At 61.0% G+C, this 21,248-nt stretch carries 21 protein-coding genes; 11 read left to right on the top strand and 10 right to left on the bottom strand.

Features of this window, described 5'->3' with window-relative positions; genetic code table 11:
• Nucleotides 1–262: 262 nt before the first annotated feature.
• Both D0T11_RS19975 and D0T11_RS19980 read right to left on the bottom strand, forming a co-directional pair.
• Entirely contained in the window at nucleotides 263–904 is a 642-nt protein-coding gene (locus tag D0T11_RS19975) for a peptidylprolyl isomerase (protein ID WP_119657581.1), read from the bottom strand.
• Between the two features lie 37 nt (nucleotides 905–941).
• On the bottom strand, nucleotides 942–1,532 hold the full coding sequence (locus D0T11_RS19980; RefSeq protein WP_119657582.1) for a GNAT family N-acetyltransferase: 591 nt from the start codon (nucleotides 1,530–1,532) through the stop codon (nucleotides 942–944).
• A 102-nt stretch (nucleotides 1,533–1,634) separates the two neighbouring features.
• On the opposite strand from D0T11_RS19980, the gene D0T11_RS19985 reads away from it, so the two are divergent.
• Entirely contained in the window at nucleotides 1,635–2,264 is a 630-nt protein-coding gene (locus D0T11_RS19985; protein WP_119657583.1) for a DUF2238 domain-containing protein, read from the top strand.
• A 35-nt stretch (nucleotides 2,265–2,299) separates the two neighbouring features.
• Here the strand turns inward: D0T11_RS19985 and hemC are convergent, their stop codons facing one another.
• From hemC to D0T11_RS20005, 4 genes are all read right to left on the bottom strand, one after another.
• On the bottom strand, nucleotides 2,300–3,247 hold the full coding sequence (gene hemC / locus D0T11_RS19990; protein ID WP_119657584.1) for a hydroxymethylbilane synthase: 948 nt from the start codon (nucleotides 3,245–3,247) through the stop codon (nucleotides 2,300–2,302).
• Between the two features lie 196 nt (nucleotides 3,248–3,443).
• Nucleotides 3,444–4,577, bottom strand: coding sequence for a DNA polymerase III subunit (locus tag D0T11_RS19995; protein WP_119657585.1), 1,134 nt, complete (start codon nucleotides 4,575–4,577; stop codon nucleotides 3,444–3,446).
• Nucleotides 4,578–4,671: 94 nt separating this feature from the next.
• Nucleotides 4,672–5,883: a GlmU family protein gene (locus tag D0T11_RS20000; protein WP_119657586.1), complete on the bottom strand. Its 1,212-nt coding sequence runs from the start codon at nucleotides 5,881–5,883 to the stop codon at nucleotides 4,672–4,674.
• Nucleotides 5,884–6,050: 167 nt separating this feature from the next.
• Complete coding sequence (locus tag D0T11_RS20005; RefSeq protein ID WP_119657587.1) at nucleotides 6,051–6,299, bottom strand: type B 50S ribosomal protein L31; 249 nt, start codon at nucleotides 6,297–6,299, stop codon at nucleotides 6,051–6,053.
• A 195-nt stretch (nucleotides 6,300–6,494) separates the two neighbouring features.
• On the opposite strand from D0T11_RS20005, the gene D0T11_RS20010 reads away from it, so the two are divergent.
• The 5 genes from D0T11_RS20010 (at nucleotide 6,495) to secDF (ending at nucleotide 11,946) form a co-directional block, all read left to right on the top strand.
• On the top strand, nucleotides 6,495–6,887 hold the full coding sequence (locus D0T11_RS20010; protein WP_119657588.1) for a hypothetical protein: 393 nt from the start codon (nucleotides 6,495–6,497) through the stop codon (nucleotides 6,885–6,887).
• Between the two features lie 107 nt (nucleotides 6,888–6,994).
• Entirely contained in the window at nucleotides 6,995–7,576 is a 582-nt protein-coding gene (gene rdgB / locus D0T11_RS20015; RefSeq protein ID WP_119657589.1) for an RdgB/HAM1 family non-canonical purine NTP pyrophosphatase, read from the top strand.
• Between the two features lie 132 nt (nucleotides 7,577–7,708).
• Nucleotides 7,709–8,341 carry a uridine kinase gene (udk, locus tag D0T11_RS20020; RefSeq protein ID WP_119657590.1) on the top strand — a complete coding sequence of 211 codons (633 nt, stop codon included), beginning with the start codon at nucleotides 7,709–7,711 and terminating at the stop codon, nucleotides 8,339–8,341.
• Between the two features lie 137 nt (nucleotides 8,342–8,478).
• Nucleotides 8,479–8,847 (top strand): hypothetical protein, encoded by a 369-nt coding sequence (locus tag D0T11_RS20025; protein WP_119657591.1) that lies wholly within the window; start codon nucleotides 8,479–8,481, stop codon nucleotides 8,845–8,847.
• A 135-nt stretch (nucleotides 8,848–8,982) separates the two neighbouring features.
• Entirely contained in the window at nucleotides 8,983–11,946 is a 2,964-nt protein-coding gene (secDF, locus tag D0T11_RS20030; protein ID WP_119657592.1) for a protein translocase subunit SecDF, read from the top strand.
• A 228-nt stretch (nucleotides 11,947–12,174) separates the two neighbouring features.
• Here secDF and D0T11_RS20035 read toward each other — a convergent pair whose 3' ends face one another.
• The 3 genes from D0T11_RS20035 to D0T11_RS20045 all read right to left on the bottom strand — a co-directional run bounded on the left by D0T11_RS20035 (nucleotide 12,175) and on the right by D0T11_RS20045 (nucleotide 15,775).
• Complete coding sequence (locus D0T11_RS20035) at nucleotides 12,175–12,804, bottom strand: NifU family protein (RefSeq protein WP_119657593.1); 630 nt, start codon at nucleotides 12,802–12,804, stop codon at nucleotides 12,175–12,177.
• 185 nt (nucleotides 12,805–12,989) lie between these two features.
• Entirely contained in the window at nucleotides 12,990–14,069 is a 1,080-nt protein-coding gene (gene aroC, locus D0T11_RS20040; RefSeq protein ID WP_119657594.1) for a chorismate synthase, read from the bottom strand.
• Nucleotides 14,070–14,299: 230 nt separating this feature from the next.
• A complete protein-coding gene (locus tag D0T11_RS20045) occupies nucleotides 14,300–15,775 on the bottom strand; it encodes a BatD family protein (protein WP_119657595.1) in 1,476 nt (491 codons plus the stop codon).
• A 339-nt stretch (nucleotides 15,776–16,114) separates the two neighbouring features.
• On the opposite strand from D0T11_RS20045, the gene D0T11_RS20050 reads away from it, so the two are divergent.
• The 5 genes from D0T11_RS20050 to D0T11_RS20070 all read left to right on the top strand — a co-directional run bounded on the left by D0T11_RS20050 (nucleotide 16,115) and on the right by D0T11_RS20070 (nucleotide 20,281).
• Nucleotides 16,115–16,894 (top strand): ferritin-like domain-containing protein, encoded by a 780-nt coding sequence (locus D0T11_RS20050; protein WP_119657596.1) that lies wholly within the window; start codon nucleotides 16,115–16,117, stop codon nucleotides 16,892–16,894.
• A 42-nt stretch (nucleotides 16,895–16,936) separates the two neighbouring features.
• Nucleotides 16,937–17,974 (top strand): ferritin-like domain-containing protein, encoded by a 1,038-nt coding sequence (locus D0T11_RS20055; RefSeq protein WP_119657597.1) that lies wholly within the window; start codon nucleotides 16,937–16,939, stop codon nucleotides 17,972–17,974.
• Nucleotides 17,975–18,165: 191 nt separating this feature from the next.
• A complete protein-coding gene (locus D0T11_RS20060) occupies nucleotides 18,166–18,885 on the top strand; it encodes a ferritin-like domain-containing protein (RefSeq protein WP_119657598.1) in 720 nt (239 codons plus the stop codon).
• A 21-nt stretch (nucleotides 18,886–18,906) separates the two neighbouring features.
• Nucleotides 18,907–19,818 carry a ferritin-like domain-containing protein gene (locus D0T11_RS20065; RefSeq protein ID WP_119657599.1) on the top strand — a complete coding sequence of 304 codons (912 nt, stop codon included), beginning with the start codon at nucleotides 18,907–18,909 and terminating at the stop codon, nucleotides 19,816–19,818.
• A gap of 268 nt (nucleotides 19,819–20,086) precedes the next feature.
• Nucleotides 20,087–20,281, top strand: a complete 195-nt coding sequence (locus D0T11_RS20070; protein WP_119657600.1) for a hypothetical protein — start codon at nucleotides 20,087–20,089, stop codon at nucleotides 20,279–20,281.
• A 146-nt stretch (nucleotides 20,282–20,427) separates the two neighbouring features.
• On the opposite strand, the gene D0T11_RS20075 is transcribed toward D0T11_RS20070, so the two are convergent.
• Nucleotides 20,428–21,248, bottom strand: an 821-nt coding sequence (locus D0T11_RS20075) for an IS4 family transposase (protein ID WP_119657601.1), incomplete at its 5' end; no start/stop codon positions are given.

The following is a 21,248-nucleotide window of genomic DNA, read 5'->3' on the forward strand; positions in this document are numbered from 1 at the left end:
GAGCAGGACGATAAGCAAAATGTCGCTCAGGGCGTGGGAGCAGCGACCCGCTACGCGAAAGTCCTGGACGTCGGCAAAATGGTGGTGCAAGTTCATCTGACGAAGGTACCATCCCAGCCAAAATCACCCTATTTGGTGCGGTAGCCCTAGAGCGAATACCCCTTGCGCCAACCCAGATTGGTCAGGACAACGAGGCCGCCGAAGCAGCCAAATGCCTGGTTCGGCTCCGGTTTATGGTGCACGCTCCGGACACCCCGGGGCCTTAGTATTGGTAGCCGTAGAGCTCGGTAATCTTCTTCTTTTTCACCTTTTCCACTTTCACGGTCATCCGCAGGTCCGTTACCGGACGGTTCCGCTCGGCGGTGGGCTGCTGGGCAATTTTGTCTACTATATCCTGCCCGCTGATAACCTGACCGAACACGGTGTACTGCCCGTCGAGGTGGGGCGTGCCACGCGGGTGCTGCACGATGTAGAACTGGGAAGGGCTGCTGGCGCGCTGGGGGTTGACGAAATCGGGGGAGCGGGCGGCGGCCACGGCCCCGCGCCGGTGGGTCAGCTCGGGGCGGATTTCGGCCGGAATCAGCTGTTCATTCGGCTGGCCTGCGCCATCGTTGCTGGGGTCGGTGTCCTTGGAATTCGGGTCGCCGCCCTGCACCATAAAGTTCGGAATAACCCGGTGAAACGTGGTGCCGTTGTAGAATCCGCTTGCGGCCAGCTTCAGGAAGTTTGCCTTGTGCAGTGGCGTCTGGTCGAAGAGCACCAGCCGGATATCGCCCAGGGTAGTGCTGATCGTCACGACCTGATCCTTTTTACTCTTGCGCGGACCTTTGGCGGCCCGCACCGTGGGCACGGCCAGACCCAGCAACAAGCCGATGAGCAGCGTTTGGCGAAGGAAGTTTTTCATGCGTGAAAATCAGAGCTAACGTGATGATGCAGCAAAATTACGCGGTTTGCGGGGCATCCCCTGAAAAATCTGCCTTAATCAGCCCGCTGACCACTGAATCGGTCAACTGGCCGTCGCCGCCCCGGAAGTTGTGGCGCAGGACGCCTTCCCGTTGCAGCCCCAGCCGCAGCGCCAGCGCCAGGCTGCGCGCGTTCTGCGTGCTTGCGTGGCAGTAGAGGCGTTCCATCCGCAGCTGTTCGAAGGCCCAGCGCACGGCCGCCCGGCCGGCTTCCGTCATCAGCCCCTGTCCTTCATGGCCCGAGGCAACCAGGTAAGCCAGCTCCGCCCGGGGCACCGACCATTCTACGTTTTTGAAGCTGATGAAGCCTATACACTGCCCGCTGGCCTTCTCCCAGATGCTCAGCTGGAATTCCGCTTGCCGTGACCAGTCGGCCATTTTGTCTGCAATGAAGCGGGCCGCCGATGCCAGATCCTGAATAGCAGCGGTAGTTTTGGGAAAATCCCGGAGCAGGCGGGTGCGGTCGGTTTCAATGAGTTGCAGGAGCACAGCGGCATCGGGCGGTTGCCAGGGGCGGAGCAGCAGGCGCGGCGTGGTGAGGCCCTCATCGGGCGCGGGCAGGTTTGGCATAGGTGCAGGCGTTAAAAGCCGGAAGATAGTTCGGCATGGCCCACCCACCCAACCGGGCCGTTTGCGTATGTTGCTCCACCGTTTCGTTTTTTACTGCTCCGTATGCTTTCTGCCCCGGCTCCGGCCCGCTCCTTCTGGTTTCCTAAACTGCTGCTGGCCGCCTATCTGGTCGAGTTCGTGGCCCTGGGCCTTCACCCCACCGACCGGGGCACCTGGTGGGCCGAAAACGTCCCGATTTTCCTGCTTGTAGTGGCCCTGGTGGTGCTGTTTTTGCGCGGGGTGCGCTTCTCCAACCTAGCCTATGCCCTGATGAGCGTGCTGCTATTCCTGCACACGGTGGGTGGGCACTACACGTTCGAGAAAGTCCCCTTCTACTGGTTCAACAACCTGTTCGGCTTCCAGCGCAACATGTACGACCGGGTGGCGCACTTCTCGGTCGGTTTCTACGCCTACGCCCTTATCGAGTACACTGATGCCCGCCAGCTCATCCGCAGCCGCTTTATCAGCTACCTGCTGCCGCTCTGCGTCATCGGCACGGTGGCCATGAGCTACGAGCTGATTGAGTGGGTGTACGCCGAACTGGCCGGCGGCGACGCCGGAGCCGCCTTTCTGGGTAGCCAAGGCGACATCTGGGACGCCCAAAAAGACATGCTAGCCGACACCAGCGGGGCCGTTTTCGCCCTGATTCTGTATGCGCTATTCGGCCAGCGGCAGCGGGCAGAGAATGAGTGACTTGGGGTTGCTTATTCACCGAGTCACTCATCCACTCATTCACCGTCATTCCCCGCTTGCTGGCGAATTTCGTTGAGGATTTGCTGACCACCGCGGGCCAGGATGATTTCGGCTATTTCCGCGCCGAGCTGGTTGGCCTGCGCAACGGGGGCCGTGCGGGTTTCTTCGAGCAGCTGCTGGCCGTCGAGGCTGATGAGGCCGGCGTGGAGCTGCACCGTCTGGCCGTCGGGGCTGAGGGTGGCCAGCGCGAAGCTGGGGATGCTGCACCCGCCTTCCATGGTGCGCAGAAATGCCCGTTCGGTGGCCAGGCAAACGTGGGTGGGCGGGTGGTCGAGGAGGCGGTGCAGCTCGGCTTTGAGGGCAGGCTCCAGGTTGCGGGCGCACTCAATGGCCACGCTGCCTTGGCCGGTGGCCGGCACGTACTGGGTTTCGGGCAGCACATGCCGGATCAGGCCGTTGTAGGCCATGCGGTGGACGCCGGCATAGGCCAGCACTAAGCCGTGGTACTGACCTTCTTCGAGCTTGCGCAGGCGCGTCTGGAGGTTGCCACGGGCCTCGGCAGTAGTGGCATGGGGCAAAAAGCGGCGCAGCATAGCCTTGCGGCGGGTGCTGCTGGTACCCAGCACCAGGTCGGGACGTTGCAGGTCGAGGTCGGCGTCGAAGCTCACCACCACATCGTTCACTTGCTCCCGCTCCATGAAGGCCAGCAGCTCCAGGTCGGCCGGGATGGTGCTTTGCACGTCCTTGGCACTATGCACCGCCACATCGATATGGCCGGTGCGCAGGCCGTCCTCCAGCTCCTCAGTGAATACGCCCTTGGACCCGATTTTGTCCAGGGCGCGGTCCAGCACCACGTCGCCTTTGGTGGTAATGATGACGATTTCCGGGTGCAGGCCGGCGGCCGTGAGCAGGTCGGCCACGTGGTGGGCCTGCCAGAGGGCCAGCTTACTGCCCCGCGTACCAATGCGAATGGAAGTCTTCAATAGGAAGTTGCGTCAGAAATCAGGAAACTTGGGGCCGGAATACGCCGCCCCCTTTCGTGTCGGCAAAGATAAGCCCCCCGCCGAAGCCGCCCGGCCTATATCAGTTTTAGCAGCTACTATAGCAAGTTAGCAAACTATATTTTCTGCATTTGGAGGCATTCAAGGCACTTATTGCCGACTGACGCCGACTTGCCAGCTACCTCCGGAGCAGCTCCGCCAGGTGCAGGGAAGCATCTATGAACACCATGCGCGGGTTGGCATTGCGCTCGATGTGGTAGTGAGAATCGTTGATTTCCTGGGTGATGGCGTCGGCGTTGCGGGGCGTCACGAAGGGGCTGAAGCCTTTGATGAAGCCCTGCTCCCCGGCAGGCAAATGGGGCACCAGCTGCGGGTCGAGGCCGAAGAGGAGCACCTTGCGCAGCAGGGACAGGGCGTACTGAAAGAACTCCTTCTGGTTTTCGCGGCCCAGCTTCTGAAATTCGTCGCTCAGGCTCAGCATCTCGGTCACTTTGTTGCCGTAGCAGGTCCGCATCCAGCTCACAAACAGCGCGTAGTAATCGTGCTCGGCGGCCGTACCGGTACTGGCGGCCAGGGCCGCGCCCAGGTTACCGTCGGTGAGCTGGGCCAGCTGCCGGGCCTTCACTTCCGGTAGCTGGTGCACCGTGTGCAGCCAGCCCGCCAACTCCTCTTCCGAGGGGGCACGCACCACCACCGGCTGCACCCGGCTGATGATGGTGGGCAGCAGCTGCTCGGGGGCGAAGCTCACCAGCAGAAACACCGTGGCGGGCGGCGGCTCCTCCAGCAGCTTGAGCACGGCATTGGCGGCGGCTGGGTGCATGAGCTCGGGCAGCCAAATGACGACCAGCTTGAAGCGGGCCTCAAACGCCTTCAGGCTCACCAGGCGCAGCAGCTGTACGCTTTCATCCTTGGAAATGCTACCCTGCTTGTTCTCGGCCCCGATGTGCTGCATCCAGTCGTTGAGACCCTGGTAGGGGTTAGCCAGCACGAACTGCCGCCACTCCGCCCCAAACTTGCTGCTCGTGGCATCCTTGGCCACCGCCTTGGTGGTGGTCACGGGCACGATGAAGTTGAGGTCGGGATGGATGAGCTTGTCGATTTTCTGGCAGCTCGGGCAGGTACCGCAGGAATCCTCGGCCTCGGGCGGGCGGCTCTCGCAGTTCAGAAACGCCACGTAGGCTAAGGCCAGGGCCAGTGCCGCCGAGCCCTCGGCCCCGCGAAACAGTTGGGCGTGGGCCACGTGGCTGCGCCGCACGCTGCCCACGAGCATCTGCTTCACGGCCTGCTGCCCCGGAATGTCAGAAAAACGCATTACTATGTATGGTTTTTGGTTTTTGGTTCCTGATTTTTGGTCCCTACCTCAGCCATCTTCATGGGGCCAAAGACCAAAAACGAACAACCAAAAACTAGTTTACAGCTCTTTCCCACACCCGGTCCGGGGCCGTAGCTTCGTACACGTGGCGCATGATGGCCTGCTCGGTTTCGTCGTAGGCGAGTTGGCGACGGGCCATGACGCGCTCGGCTACTTCGCCGGCTTTGGGTAGGCGGAAGGTTTCGAAGCCCGCCGGCCCGCCCCAGCTAAAGCTCGGGATGAAGGTGCGCGGGAAGCCGGCCCCGAAAATGTTGGCCCCCACGCCCACCACTGTACCGGTGTTGAACATGGTGTTGATGCCGCATTTGCTGTGGTCGCCCATCATCAGGCCGCAGAACGTCTGGCCCGTGTTCACGAACCGGCCGGCCACGTGGCTCCAGATCTTGACGGGGGCGTAATTGTTCTTGAGGTTGCTGGTGTTGGTATCGGCCCCCAGATTGCACCACTCGCCGATAACCGAGTTGCCCAGGTAGCCGTCGTGACCCTTGTTGGAGTAGCCCAAAAAGATGCTGTTGCCCACTTCGCCGCCCACCTTGCAGAAGGGTCCCACGGTGTTGTCGCCGCGCATTTTGGCCCCGGGATTGATGTGGCTGCCCTCGCACAAAGCCAGCGGCCCGCTGATGATGGCGCCCTCGTGCACCTGGGAGTTTTTGCCCAAATAAATCGGGCCGTTTTCGGCGTTGAGAATGGCCGCCCGGATTTTCACGCCGGGCTCGATGAAGATGTTTTCGGCCCCGTACACGATGGTGTGCGCATCGCCCACCGGGGCCGATTCGCGGCCCTGGGTCAGCAGGTCGAAGTCGCGGCGGATTTCGGCCCCGTTGCGCAGAAACAGGTGCCAGGGCTGCCGGATCACCGCTACGGGCTCCACTACATTGCGGGTTTTGCGGAAGCCCTCCTGAATCAACTCGGCCACCTGGGTGGCGTCGGAGAGGTGAGCGGCCACCAGCAGCTGCTCATCGAACAGAGCCTCGCCCGGTTCCAGGGCCTGCACCTGCCGGATCAGCAGCTCGTCGGGGCATACGGCCCCGTTGATGACCAGGGCCGGACCCTGGGTTTCGCCGGCCGGGAACTTGGCTTGCAGGTAGTCCTCGGTGAGGTAGCCAACCTGTTCGACTGCCAGACGGTGCTGCCATTTTTCGGCCAGTGTGAGAATCCCGCAGCGCAGCGCGGCCACGGGCCGCGTGAAGGTAAAGGGCAGCAGGTGGGGCCGGATGGCCGGGTCGTCGAAGAGCAGAACGTGCATTTGTTGGCTGTTGGCTGATAGCTATTGGCTGATAGCTTATTTCAGGGAAGCTTGAAGGGGATGAAACCGGCCTCAAAAATGGCAAATAAAAAACTCCCTTCGGAATACGAAGGGAGTTTTAAACGAAAGCCAGCAGCTAATGGCTGTCAGCTAACAGCTAGCGTTAACTAGGCCTTCTTGCTATAACGGGTGCGGAATTTCTCCACGCGGCCGGCCGTATCGAGCAGCACATTTTTGCCCGTATAGAAGGGGTGCGACTCCGAGCTCACTTCCACCTTGATAACGGGGTAAGTTTTGCCGTCTTCCATCGTGATGCTCTCGCCGGAGCTCATCGTCGAACGGGTCACAAATTTGAAGCCGCTGGAGGTGTCCTGGAACACCACCTCACGATACTCGGGGTGAATCTCTTTTTTCATGGTCGTAGTGACGTTTGTACCTTGTTGCCTGCCGATTTTGCGGAAGGGACTGCAAAAGTACACGTTAGGCCTGAATTTTAAAACCTATTCGCATCTTTTCCTGATTCCCACAATCCTTCACGTTCCCATTATCTGTTTTCTGCCCAGATACCTGTATACTTGCGTGTTGTTTTTTTTACTACGCTTATCCCCGTTATGGTCCGTTCCTTTACGCCTGTTCTGCTTGCCTTACTCCTGCTTTCGGCCCTCACTTACGGGGCCGGATTCATGCTCTTCCGTGCGCAAACGCAGGAGGGGGGCGTGCGGCTGGAGTGGCAGGCCCCGAGCGAGCAGGGCGTGAGCAGCTACGACGTGTACCGCCAGGATGCCGCCGATACCGACTTCGACCAGATTACCAGCCTCAGCCCCACCGCCCAGGCCCAATACCGCTATTTCGATGAAACCGACCATGTTCTGAAGGGTCCCGTGACCTACCGCCTGCTGGTGCGTACCGCCTCCGGCACCCGCTCCTACCAGACCACGCCCGCCCCCGCCGACGACAACCCGATGGTTCGCTCCTGGGGCCTGATTAAGGTGATGTTCCGCTGATGCGGCCACTTCAGGCTCCTGCTGCTTTTGATAAACCGGCTCCGGGCCGGTTTTTTTATGTCCGTACCTTGCCGGCAATTGCTTCCCGCTCAAACCCCTGCTCTACCATGCGCCTCTGCTTCGCTTCCAATAACGCCCACAAGCTGGACGAAATCCGCCCCCTGCTGCCCGCCACCGTGGAACTGGTCGGCCTGGCCGACATCGGCTGCCACCAGGAGCTGCCCGAAACCCAGGACACGCTGGCCGGCAATGCCCGCCAAAAGGCCCAATACGTGTGGGACCACTTCGGAGTGGCCTGCTTCGCCGACGACACCGGCCTGGAAGTAACGGCCCTCGCGGGTGCGCCGGGCGTGTACTCGGCCCGGTACGCTGGCCCCCAGCGCCGGGCCGAAGACAACATGGCCAAGCTGCTGCACGAGTTGCAGGGCCATCCCGACCGGAGCGCCCATTTCCGCACCGTGGTGGCGCTGGTGTTGCCCGGCGGAGTAGTCCACGAATTTGCGGGGGCCGTGCCCGGCCGCATCACCGAGCAGCAGCGGGGCCAAGGCGGCTTCGGCTACGACCCCGTGTTTCAGCCCACGGAAGGCGACGGCCGCACCTTCGCCGAAATGAGCCTGAGCGAGAAAAACGGCCTCAGCCACCGCAGCCGCGCCGTAGCCGGCCTAGTGGCTTTTTTGAGAAGTGCGTAGGGGAGAAACGCGAACCCGGTTAAGCGGATTTCGTCCTTCTAGCCGCTCATTTCTCACTTTCTCCGGCAGCCTCCGCCGGATTTGTTACTTTTGCAGGGTTGGCCCTGCCGGTACGGGCCTATTCCCCACCCCATGCAACACCCTTTCATCGTCGGTATCACGGGCGGCAGCGCCTCCGGCAAAACCACCTTTCTGCGCCGGCTGCTGGCTTCTTTTCCCGAAGAAGAAATCTGCCTGATTTCGCAGGATAATTATTATCACCCCCGGGAAAGCCAGCTGGTCGATGCCCAGGGGGTTACCAACTTCGACCTGCCCACTTCCATCGACTCGGCTGCATATGCCGCCGACGTGCTCCGCATCAGTCAGGGCCAGGAGGTGCGCCGGCCCGAGTACACCTTCAACAACCCCAACGTAGTACCCGCCGAGCTGGTATTCCGGCCCGCGCCCATTGTGGTGGTGGAAGGCATTTTTGTATTTTACTTTCAGGAGGTAGCCAAGCTGCTGGATCTGAAAGTGTATATCGACGCCCAGGAACACGTGAAGCTCCAGCGCCGCATCGTGCGCGACCGGGACGAGCGGGGCTACGACCTGGAGGACGTGCTCTACCGCTACACCAACCATGTGGCCCCCACGTACGAGAAGTACATCCAGCCCTTCAAGCAGGATGCCGACCTCATCATTCCCAACAACCGTCAGTTCGACAAGGGCCTGGACGTGCTCGTATCGTTTCTGCGCAGCAAAGTAGCCGCCGGCACGGGCCGGTAGCCGCTGCTTTCCGGCTCGCCCAATTCAAAGCCTCTGACCCGTTCAGAGGCTTTTTTGCTGATTATGCCTTCCCCGGGGCCAAGACTTTGCAGCCCCCGGGGCAAAAACCTATATTTGTAGTCATTACCCCTCGTCCGTTGCTTTCCTTCGCCACCCTCTACCCACGCCTGCGCTTCGCCCTGCTCACCCTGACGGTGTTCATGGTGCTGGGCCTGAACCACCAAACGGTGGCGACGCTACGGGTGCTGCCCGCCGGTTCGCCGGCCCGCGTGGCCGTGGCGGCCCGCACGGCCGTGGTCAAGCAGCGCGTGAACCTGGAAGCTACTTCGCCCTTCAGCGCGCTGGTAGCTCCGGTTGCCGATGCCTGGCAGCCGCTGCTCATCCGGCTTTCTGTCCCCCGGTGGCGGCGGGCGCTCCGGCCCAGTGGCCGGCCCCGGCCCAACGGCGTTGCCGGCCTTTTCCGGATCCGGCTGCTCGTGACGGCGCTGTCGCCCCAGGCTCCTTAGTCTACCCCGCCCGATGCCCCGGCTGGATTTGCGCCGCTGCACCGCCAGCGCCGCCGCCGCCCGCCGGAACTGCCCCGCCATTGCGGCCCGGCCCCGGTTCCGTCTTCTTTCCTCTGATTATCAACTTACTTTTTCATGCGTAATAAAGGACTCATCATTACGCTGACGCTGCTTCTGTCGGCGTTGTGCATCTACTTCCTCTCGCTGACCCTGGTTTCCAAAGGGGTGCAGCGGGATGCGGCGCGTTTTGCCACGCGCGGCGGCCAGCTCAACGAAAAGCAGCGCCAGCACTACCTCGATTCGGTGTGGCGCGCGCCCGTATTTGGCCCCCTCACCTACAAGGAAGTCCGGCAGTCGGAGCTGGGTCTGGGCCTGGATTTGAACGGCGGCATGCACCTGACGCTGGAAGTTTCGCCGGTGGAAATCGTGCGTGCCATGAGCGGCAAATCCAAGGACGCCAACTTCAACAAGGCCTTGAACCAGGCCCAGGAAATGCGCCGGACCAACCCGTCCACCCCGTTCACGACGCTCTTCGGACAGGCCTTCCGCCAGGTGGCCCCCAACGACAAACTCTCGCGCATCTTCGCCAACACCACCAACAAGGGCGCTATCGACATCAACTCCTCGGACGAGAAGGTTATTGCCGAAATCAACAAGCAGATTGAGGACGCCATCGACCGGTCGTTCAACATCCTGCGCACCCGCATCGACAAATTCGGCACCAGCCAGCCCAGCATTCAGCGCGTGAAGGGCACCGGCCGCATTCAGATTGAGCTGCCCGGCGTGGATAACCCTGACCGGGTGCGTAAGCTGGTGCAGGGCCAGGCCAAGCTGGAGTTTTGGGAAGTGTGGCGCCAGGATGAGTTTGCGCCCTACCTGGGCCAGCTCAATCAGGTGCTCAGCGCCAAGGAAGTAGCGGCTGCTCCGGCCGCCGCTACCGCCACCAATGCCGCCGATGCCACCACGCTGGCCGGCGACACTTCGGCCCTGGCCACGCAGCTAGCCCAGAAGAACGCCGCCGCCAAAACCGACTCGGCCGCGCCCCAGAAAAACGTGCTGGCCAGCCTGTTCACCATGCCCGGCACGCTGGGCGCCAACATCCGCGACACGGCCCGCGTGAATGCCGTGCTCCGCAGCCCCGACACCCGCGCCGTATTACCGGCCAACCTCACGTTCATGTGGGGCGTGAAGCCGGAAATAATTGAAGGGCAGGAATACTTGCAGCTCTACGCCATCCGGAAAAGCCGCGATAACGAAGCCCCTATCGGCGGTGAAGTGGTCAGCGACGCCCGCGGCGACTTCGACCAGCTCAGCGGCCGCGCCGAGGTGAGCATGCAGATGAACCCCAACGGAGCCCGCCAGTGGCAGCGCCTGACGGCCGCCAACATCGGCCGCCAGGTAGCCATTGTGCTCGACGACTACGTGTACTCGGCTCCGGTGGTGCAGACCGAAATTGCCGGTGGAAACTCCAGCATTTCGGGCAATTTCACCATCGAGGAAGCCCAGGATCTGGCCAACGTGCTGAAAGCCGGTAAGCTCCCCGCCCCGACCCGCATCGTGGAAGAAGCCGTGGTAGGCCCCTCGCTGGGCCGTGAAGCCACCAATCAGGGCCTCTACTCCACGCTCGGCGGCCTGCTGATTATCATGGCCTTTATGGCCGCCTACTACGGCCGCGCCGGCGTGGTAGCCGATACGGCCCTGCTCTTCAACCTGTTCCTGATTATGGGCGTACTGGCCCAGTTCAGCTTCGCCCTCACCCTGCCCGGCATTGCCGGTTTGCTGCTCGTCATCGCGGCCTCGGTGGATGCTAACGTGCTGATTTTTGAGCGAATCCGGGAAGAGCTCGACCACGGCCTCCAGCCCAAGGACGCCATCAATAAAGGCTATGCCCGGGCGTTCTCGGCCATTTTCGACGCCAACGTGACCACGCTCATCATCGCCCTGATTCTGTTCATCTTCGGTACGGGTCCGGTGCAGAACTTCGCCATCACGCTGCTGATTGGGGTGTTCACTTCGTTCCTGTCGGCCGTGTACGTGTCGCGCCTCATTATTGAGTGGATGATTAAGGGCAAGGAAACAACCTCGCTCAACTTCAGCACCTTCCTCTCGCGCAACCTGTTCAAGAACCTCAATTTCGACATCGTGGGCAAGCGCAAAATTGCCTACGCCTTCTCGACCATTTTCATCATCATCGGCTTCGTGCTGATGTACTTGCAGGGCGGCCCCAACCTGGGCGTCGACTTCCGCGGCGGCCGGGCCTACGTGGTAAGCTTCGATAAGCCCGTGGTGGCTTCCGAAGCCCGCGACCTGCTCACCAAGGACTACTTCAGCGGGGCCGGCACCGAGGCCAAAACCTTCGGCACCGACAGCCGCCTGCGCATCACGACCGGCTACCTGGCCGACGATGAGAGCGTGGAAGCTGACCAGAAAGTGCAAACGGCCCTGCTCCAGGGCCTGGGCGACAAGTACGGGGCGTTGAACCCGCGCATCCAGAGCACGTCGAAAGTGGGCGCAACCATCGCCGACGACATCAAGCGGACTTCGGTGCTGAGCCTGGGCCTGACGCTGCTGGCTATTTTCGTGTATGTACTCTTCCGCTTCGAGAAGTGGCAGTACTCGATGGCCGCCGTGGTAGCCCTGTTCCACGATGCGCTCATCGTGATTGCCTCCTTCCCGATTGCCCGGGCCATGGGCCTCAACTACGAGATGGACCAGGTATTCGTGGCCGCTGTGCTGACCACCATCGGTTTCTCGATGAACGACACCATTGTTATCTACGACCGAATCAGGGAATACCTGCGCGAAAACAAGCAGCTCACGTTCGCTCAGGTAGTGAACCCGGCCCTCAACAGCACATTCTCACGCACCATGATTACGTTTACCACCGTGTTCCTTGTGATGGTGGTGCTCTACATCTTCGGCGGTGAAACCCTCCGCTCATTCTCCTTCGCCATGATTATCGGTATTGCGTTCGGCACCTACTCGTCGCTGTTCATCGCGGCCCCGCTGATTCTCGACACCTATGGCCGCAAGGAAAAGGAGCGCATGAATGCTGCCAACGAGGCTGGCGCACCAAAACTGAGCACGTCGCATACCTAAAATAAATCACAGATGTTGCAGATAGTGCAGATGAAAATGATTCGTTCTGCCTTCTTCTAAAATGAGAAAGAGCCCGGCCAATTGGTCGGGCTCTTTCTGTTTGGGATAATTGTGAATCGAACAAAAACTAAAATAGCCCGACCAATTGGCCGGGCTATTTTAGTTGACCTCAAGAAGTCACCATCAGAATCAAACAGAACAAATCGTTTTCATCTGCACCATCTGTAATTAAATGGTGATGCCTTCGGCGACTACGCTCTGCACCTCGGGCACCATGCGCTTGAGCAGGTTTTCGATGCCGGACTTGAGCGTAACGGTAGCCGAGGGGCAACCGGAGCACGAGCCCTGCAGATTTACGGTTACGATGCCGTCGTTGAAGCTTTTGAAGGTAATGTTGCCGCCGTCCTGCTCCACGGCGGGGCGCACGTAGTTATCGAGCAGGTCGATGATTTTCTGGCTCGTGGCCTGATCGGCCTCCGAGGCGTTGGCGGGCGTGGCGGCTGCTTGCTGGGCGGCGGCCTGCTCGGCGGCGGGGTCGACGGTGAAGATGGGGCCGTTGGCCTCAATGTAAGACTTGAGGAAGGTGCGCAGCTCGGGAATCAGCTGGGCCCACTGGTGCTCCGTAGTTTTGGTGATGGTCACGAAGTTCTGGGCAACGAACACGCGGCCCACGTAATCGAAGTTGAACAGCTCCTGGGCCAGCGGCGAGTTGGCGGCGGCTTCCAGGTTGGGGTAGTCCACGCTCACGCCGTCAGCCAGAAGCTGGGCGTTGAGCACGAATTTCATGGATTCGGGGTTGGGCGAGGCTTCGGCGTAAATAGATACCGGGCCGGCGGGGGCGGTGAGTTGTTCAGCCATGTTTGAAAGACTTGGAGACAAGCGGGAGAAAAAACGGCCTTTATGTGGGCGGCCTGAATACCTAAAACCGCACAGCGCGGCAATAGTTGCAAAGGTAGCTTTATGTTAGCTGGGAGCTATTAGCTGTTAGCTTTTCCGTCGAACGGGAGCTAACAGCTAATAGCTCCCAGCTAACAGGTCAAAAATCAAACCCTATTCGCCCGCGCCCGCAGCAGCAGATCGGCCAGCACAAGGCTGGTCATGGCATCCACGATGGGCACGGCGCGGGGCAGCACGCAGGGGTCGTGGCGGCCGCGGCCGGCCAGGCTGATGGCTTCGCCCTGGTCGTTGATGGTGTTCTGGGCTTGCAGGATGGTGGCCACGGGCTTGAAGGCGACGCGGAAGTACACATCCTGGCCGTTGCTGATGCCGCCCTGGATACCGCCCGAGTGGTTGGTGCGGGTGCGCACCTGGCCGGTGGCTTCGTCGGTGTAGAAGGCGTCGTTGTGCTCGGAGCCGAACAGCAGCGTGCCCGCGAAGCCGGAGCCGTACTCGAAGCCCTTCACGGCGTTGATACCCAGCATGGCCCGGCCCAGTTCGGCGTGGAGCTTATCGAACACCGGCTCGCCAAGGCCGGCGGGCAGGCCCCGCACCACGCCCGTTACCAGGCCGCCTACCGTATCGTGCCGGTCGCGGGTCTGGCGGATGAGGTCGGTCATGCGCTCGGCCGTTTCGGGGTGGGGGCAGCGCACGAGGTTGGTATCAATCAGGCCCAGATCGAGCTGCTCGTAGCCCACCGGCACGGCCACCGCCCCCACCTGCGACACGTAGCTGGCTACTTTAATACTATGCTGATTGAGCAGCTGCTGGGCCACGGCCCCGGCGGCCACGCGGGCGGCTGTTTCGCGGGCCGAACTGCGGCCCCCGCCCCGGAAGTCGCGGCGGCCGTACTTCTGGTCGTAGGTGTAGTCGGCGTGGGAGGGGCGGTAGGCGTGCTCGATGTGGGAGTAGTCGTGGCTGTGCTGGTCCTGGTTGCGGATGTAGAGGCTGATGGGCGTGCCGGTGGTCTGGCCCCGAAAAATGCCCGATTGCACCTCCACCCGGTCGGCCTCCGAGCGGGGCGTCGTCAGCTCCGACTGCCCCGGCCGCCGCCGGTCCAAGGCCGCCTGAATCTGCGCGTCATCCACGGCCAGGCCCGCCGGGCAGCCGTCAATCACCACCCCAATTCCCGGCCCGTGCGACTCTCCAAACGTGGTAATGCGAAACAGGTGGCCAAAAGTGTTCATACGGCGAGATAGTGAATGAGAAAATCGGTAAAGTAGCAAACGGGCGACTCGGTGACTGAGTAACTGAGTGACTGAGTGACTCCAGAGCTACTGCGGCAAATATACAGGCACCCGGAGCGTACCAATGATTCTGATGAGCTGGAAAAAGCAGTTGCAGCCCGCTCTAAAGCGGGGCATCCGCTCCGGCCAGCAGCGCAAGCATCCTTTCATCGGGTCATTCATTCCTCACTTCAGCGCCGCGCCCGCCACCAGCCAACCAAAGCAAGGGCCAGCAGCCCCCCCAGAAACAGGTTGGCGTAGCGGCGCACGTCACCGTAGGCGTCCCGGGCCTGGGGGGTAGGATCGGCCTCAGCCAGCGCCGCGCCATAGAACGGGTCGGTAGGGTTGGCACGCAGGGTGGTAGCCGAACGCTCGGGTCCCAGCACCAGAGGGCGCAGCCTGGAGCGCAGCGTATCGTAGTGCGCGGAGGCAGGATTGAACACGATGAGTTGGAATAACGTGTCGAGGCGAAGTACACCGGGCTGCCGGGCCACCAGCCGGAACCGGAAGCTTTTGCGCCCGCCCACCCGGCCGTTCTGGCGCGTGAGGGTCTGCTGCACCTCGGGGCCAAACAGCTCCAGGCCGGCCGGCGGAGGGGGCGCGGCCAGGTTGACTGCGGCCAGGTTGCCCTCCCCTTCCAGCGCCAGCGTGTAGGCGAAGGTGCGGCCGGTATGGAAGGTGGTGCGGTCCAGAAACTCCTTCAGCTCGTAGTTGCCCACCGGCACCTGGTCGCGCAGCGGGTGGGGCGGCAGGGCCAGCACGGGCACCACGCGAACTGCCGAACGGTAGGTTTTGTAGCCTTCCAGCCGGTCATCCAGGCCCTCAGTCGGTTTTTTGGCAACTTTGTATTTGAGCATCTGAAGCTCCACGGCCCCAAACGTGAGCGGTTCCGCGTTCAGCGGGTACAACTCGGCCTCCCAAAGGCGGTAGCGCAGAAATGGCTGGCCGCCGACCTGCACGTTTTCGGGCAGCACCTCCTGCTCATCAAAGCTCTCCTCCCACACTGTGCGCTGGCGCAGCTGCCGCACAATACCGGGTAGCTGGCTGGCAAAGTTGTAAAAGTTGAGCACCGACTGATCCTGGGGCCGCAGGTAGAAGTACAGGCCCACATGTACGCCTTCCCCCACGAACACGCGCTGCTTATCGGTTACCACGGCCAGGAATGCCTCATCCCGGGGCTCCACGTACTCCTGGGGCTTGGGCTTGCCGAACAGCTGATCCAGCAGCCCCAGCCCTTGCAACGGAGCCGTGCCGGGGGCAGCAGGTGCGGCACTCTGCTGCGACCCCACCTTCAGGGCCGCACCTTCCGATTTCAGCTCCAGCCCGTTCACCGTCATGCCGAAGGGTTTCAGCTCGAAGCTACCCTCTGTGAAGGCCGCGTAGCGCTGGGTGATGGTGAGCTCCGTGAAAGTCTGCCCATTGACGATGCGCGTGGTCGTCGTGCTCGACTTGCCGCTTTTCTTGAAGCCCTCCAGGTCCGGAAACGCCGAGTAGCGCTCCAGCGGGGCTCCGCGCAGCCGAAAGCTGATAATGTAGTACTCGTTGATGGGAAACGCGGCCGGCCCCAGGACAATCTCGGCGCTGGGCGGCGTACTGGGCTGCCCAGCTGCCGGCCCGGCACTTCCTGCCAACAGCAGGCACAGCAGCAGCAGTAACAACAAACGCATAGACCGGCGGCAACTGGGAACAACTCAAAGCTACGCAAAAACCGCCGCTGCCCTACTCCGCCCCGGCGACGGTCGTCCGCAACCACTTGCGCCAGATAACCCTCGTAGTGGGGCTTCGGCCCACACCACCAGGATTATATCCCGGATTCATAGCTGGTAGCCGCCAAATATCCTGAACAATATTTTGGCTTTCTACAATCCAATACCAGAGGAGGCGCGTAATTCCTCCCAAACCACCACTACACGCTGGTTTTGCCAGTTTCCGGTTTTTTTTCAAAGCCCTGCTTTGGAGCAGACGGACGGCCGTTGCCTTTACTTTTCACCCAACTACCTTTTCTCATGTCCAACATCAAGCATAACGCCAGCGACGACGCCGAGTTCGCCAAGCCGCTGTACACGCCCATCAAGCGCCGCTCCTTCTTCATGTACGCCGGGGCAACGGCCGGAGCCACGGCTCTGCTGCTCTCCGGTTGCGACGACGACAACGACGGGGGAAATCCTATCCCTGGTATGGTCAACGTGGGTGCCGGCAGCGTCGGTGTTCTCAATTACGCTTACGCCCTGGAGCAGCTCGAAGCCGGTTTCTACACCACCTTGCGCTCGGGTGCTTATTACATGGGTCTGGCTGCCGGTAGCGCCGAAAAGCAGATCATGGACGACCTGTATTACCACGAAGTAATTCACCGCGAGTTTTTCAAGGCGGCTCTGGGCCGCGACGCGGCTACGGCCAAGATTACGGACGACCTGAAGCCTGACTTCAGTGGCATCGATTTTGGCATCCGGGTTTCGACTGCCGGCGCCGCCAAGCTCGGCGTACTAAATGCTGCCAAAGCGTTCGAAGATCTGGGCGTATCTGCTTACAATGGGGCCGCCCGCTATCTGAGTGCCGACGTTGCAGGCCTCAACTACTTAGTAGCAGCTGGTAAAATCGTTTCGGTGGAAGCCCGTCACGCGGCGCTGATCCGCGACCTAATTTCGGAGGGCTCCTTCGTAGATTCGGATGTCGTGACTACAGGCACAAACGGTCTGGAAATCTCCAAGACGCCTACTGAGGTAGCCACCATGGCCAACAATTTCCTCATGGCAGGGTCAAAACTGAACGTGTCAGGCCTAGTATAGGTCAGTGCTGTTCCTTACTTCCATCTAAACTTCGCCTTGACTATGAATTTCTTCCAAATTCTCTCCGAAATCGAGAAAACTGATCCTGAAGTTTTCGAACGTTTCGACTCCCGCCGCCGCGTGTTTCAACACATGACTGGTTTTGGCAAAAAGATGACGGCCGCCGCGCTGCCATTGGCTATGGGTGCAATCTTCAACAAGGCCTACGGCCAGACGTCGAGTGCCCCCAGCGTAAACGACGTACTCAACTTCGCCCTGAAGCTGGAGTACCTGGAGGCTTACTTCTACAACCTGGGGTTGCAGGGCGACGGCACCATATTCACCGGTGCCGGGTCGGGCAATACGGCTATTACACCCGCTCAAACGGCGTTCCGCGCCGGCTTTAGCGCTACCAACCTCAGCTCGCTGAACAAAATCCGGACGGACGAAAACAACCACGTCAACTTTCTGCGTTCCGCCTTGGGCACCAACGCCATTGCCGCTCCGGCAGTGTCGGATTTCGACTTCACGGGTGGCAAAGGTGGCGCTGGCGGACCTTTCACGGGTGTGTTCACCAACCCGGCGCTATTCTTGGCCGTAGCCCAGTCGCTGGAAGATACCGGCGTGCGGGCCTACAAAGGCGGTGCTCCCTACCTGGCTTCCAACAAGGATGTGCTGACGGCGGCCCTCAACATTCATTCCGTAGAGGCGCGGCACGCCTCGCGGCTGCGCACTATGCGCCGCGGTGGTGCTACCAACAACCAAGCTTCGGCTACGGCAGGTGCCGGCACCAGCGCTTCGCCCAAGAGCTGGATTACGGGTCAGGACGGTGGTGGCGCTTCGCCGGCCCAGACGGCTCCGATTTACGCGGCGGGCTCGGCCCCAGCGTATACCCCGGCCGGCATTACCTTCCCCGCTGAAGATAACGTAACGCAGGGCGCTACTGATACCAAGCCCGGTGTGAATCTGCAGACGGCGCTAGCCTCGTTCAACTTTCCTGCATCTGCTTTTTCGGAAGCATTCGATGAGCCGCTGGACGTGCCAACGGTTTCGGCTATCGCCAAGACGTTTGTTAAAACCGGTGTTACGCTGTTTGGCTAGGCCTTGAGTTTGCTATGCAACGTCTCTGAAAAAGGACGGCCCGGGGGCCGTCCTTTTTTATTGCCCACGTGCCACCTTCCCGGCCCGGACAGGCTCCTCTATTTGGTGCATCCTGGTTTATCGGAGTACCTTTGCGAGCCGGGACTTTGCAGCCTGTGTTGGGCTGCTGCTTGTCGGGTTTATTTTCGTGTATGGCTGATTTGGCAGATACTTCTTTTTTGGGCCGTGCGCTGCGCCGGCGCACTTTCCTGCGGGTCGCCGGCACTACGGCCGCTTCCTCCGCCCTGGTGCTGGCCGGCTGCGGCAAGGACTCGACCCCGACCCCGACAAACAGCACCAGCTCACTCAATTTCGCGGGCAGTGACAATGGGTTGCTGAACCTGGCCTACCTGTTGGAGCAGTTGGAGGCCGCTTTCTACCAGAAGGTAGTGGATGCTTTCCCCAGCGACTTTACCGCCGCCGATAAAGCGGCGTTCGTCGATTTGCGCGACCACGAAGTTATTCACCGCGAGTTTCTGAAGTTCGCCCTGGGCAGCAACGCTTATGATGTTGCCCTAACGACTCCACTGGCGTTCAATTTTACGGCCTTTACGCTCACGACCCGCGCCGGGGTATACGCCGCCGCCCGCACCCTGGAAGATGTGGGCGTAGGTGCCTACAACGGGATGGGCCGGCGCATTGCCAGCACCCAGTACCTGCAACTGCTGGCCAAGCTGGCATCGGTAGAAGCCCGGCACGCGGCCTTCGTGCGCGACCAGGCCGAGCCAAATTCGTTTGCCGCCTCCGACGTCATTACGACCTCCGGCAGCCTAGCAGGCCTCGACACCGTGAAAACGCCCGCCGAAGTAGCCACCCTCATTGCGTCGTTGGTGCCGGTAGTACTCAACACCGACGCCCTCATGTTACTCTAAGCCGCGCTCCGCCTCTTTCCTATGGATTTTCTGAACCTGCTGGCCCGGCTGGCCGACCTCGATACGCCCACCCTCCCGGCCGCCGCGCCGCGCCGCACTGCCCTGAGCCAACTCGGGAAGGCCGGTACCGCGCTGCTGCCTGCCCTGCTCACCGGACTGGCGCTGCCCGCCGCCGCCGCTGCTGCCGCCCCCCAGGATACCCGCACCCGCCTTGATGCGCTGCGCCTGGCTCTGCAACTGGAGCTACTCGAAAACGAGTTCTACTCCCGGGCGCTGGGTCTGGTGACTGGCTTTTCCGCCGTGCCTTTTTCGGCTACCGAAAAAACGGCCCTCCAGACCATTCAGCGGCATGAGGCCCAGCACGTCACGCTGTTTCAGCGCCTGATCACAGACGCGGGCAGTGCCCTTGAACCAGCCGCTCGCTATGACTTCACGGGCAGCAAAAACGGCACTCAGCCCGCCCTCTACCCCGATATTCAGACCAACCCGGACACCTTCCTGCAAGTGGCCCAATTGCTGGAAGATGCCGGCGTACGCGCCTATAAAGGGCAGGTTGAGTTTCTCCAGACGGATGCTTATATGCTGGAAGCGGCCTTGCGTACCCACTCGACCGAAGCGCGGCACGCCTCGCACATCCGCACCATGCGGCGGCAGCGCGGGGCCAGCGTCAAAAGCTGGGTCAGCCCCGCTGATGCCTCTATCACCACGCCCGGATCGGGCGCGGCCAAAGTGTACGAGGGCGAGGATAACGCCACCCAATACGTCAACATCGGGACGATCCTCACCAAAGTGCCGTTTGATTCCACTCTGCCTATCAATGTGGGCACCCCGGCCCTGACCGCAGCCCAGATCCTGGCCAAAGTTGCGGAAGCCTTCGATGAGCCGGTGAATGCCATCACGGCCACTGCGCTGCTGCAATTGTTCACGTACTGATAACGGCTGCGTTACCCCCGGGAAACGCCGGAAACAGATCTTTGCAGAGAAAGGAGCGGTTTTCAGCCGCTCCTTTTTTGTGGAAAACGACAGGTTTCGGCCATGATTTTGCACCGGCCGAGCTTGTATTTGAAGAATAATTTTTTGTAACTTTCAAGAAGGATTCAAAAACGATTATTTCGCTTCAGCCTTTTCTTAATGCCTTTGCACAACCATCTACCCACCATTTTCACGTCCTTCTGCCACCCCTGAAAACCAGCTGAAAACTATGCTAGAGTACGCCAAAACCATTTTACTCAAGGTGAGTTTCGACAAAATTCTCTTCGAGAAAGAATTGCGGAAAGCCTTACGAACCCTGGTGCCTGCCGAACTTTCGGAACTGAAAGGCTGGTGCTATCAGCAATTCTCCAGACTCTATCGCCGCATTCTGAACCGTGTATTCACCCAATCCACGGTAGCCTAAGCTCCTCCCCCTTCCTTTCCACCACCCGTTTTCCCACATAGCGGAGCCGGGCGCCGTTTCCCAATCGGGGAGCCTGCGCCCGGCTCCGCTATTTTTGGGCAGCCGTAGCTTGGCAGGCGAAGGAAGTAGAATACGAAAACCTTACTCTACCCTACTATTTTAGTAGGTTGTCCACGAGCAAGATAGCGACTAAATGCATCCAGTAGGTTCAGGACTTTGCGTGCCAGCGGCTGGTCAGGGGCCGTATGTGGCCGGGTGAGTTGGCGCAGTAGGTTCAGGCCGTGCCGACTCAGGCTGGTGGCCCGGTAGCCGTGGTTTTTGCGGGCAATAGGTTTGATTTTCGCGTTGGCCACCGTGCCCACACTCAGGCACAATGCGTAGGCTAGGCTGACCAGGGCCACGAGCTTGCGCAACTTGCGATGGCAGCGTAAATGACTGGCTTCCAAGTTAAAACCGCGGCCCTTCAGGTTCTGAAAGCACTGCTCAATCGTCCAGCGTTTGGCGTAGAGCTGGTCCATGTAGGCCAGGCCCACATTGCCAAACAGGAACAAAAACTCGTTGTCGGCCAGCGCTTTGACCCAGACCTGGCCCCACACCCCATCGACTTGGCAGTGGCCGAAGCGGCGCACCTGCCCGGGGGCCAGGCCCAGGTCGGCAACAGCCTGCCGCTGGCCGCCGGGGTGGGTGAGCAGGTGGTGTTTGGGCAGGCGCATGACGAAGTTCAAGCCGTTGGCCTTGAGCCATTTCAGCCACTGGTGGCCCACGAATTCGCGGTCCCCCAGCACCAACCCGATGCGGTGTTTGCCCAGCACCTGGACGCAGACCTGCAACAGGGCGATGCGGTCGGCGGCCGACGAATTGCCGCTGCGGTTGTCGAGCAATTCCCAGTACAGGGGCAGCTGCAACTCGCCCCGGCCGATGGTGACGAGCAGGATGTTGACCTGGCAGCGGCCGAAATCCCATTCCG

Source organism: Hymenobacter rubripertinctus (genome assembly GCF_003583925.1).
Lineage (GTDB): Bacteria > Bacteroidota > Bacteroidia > Cytophagales > Hymenobacteraceae > Hymenobacter > Hymenobacter rubripertinctus.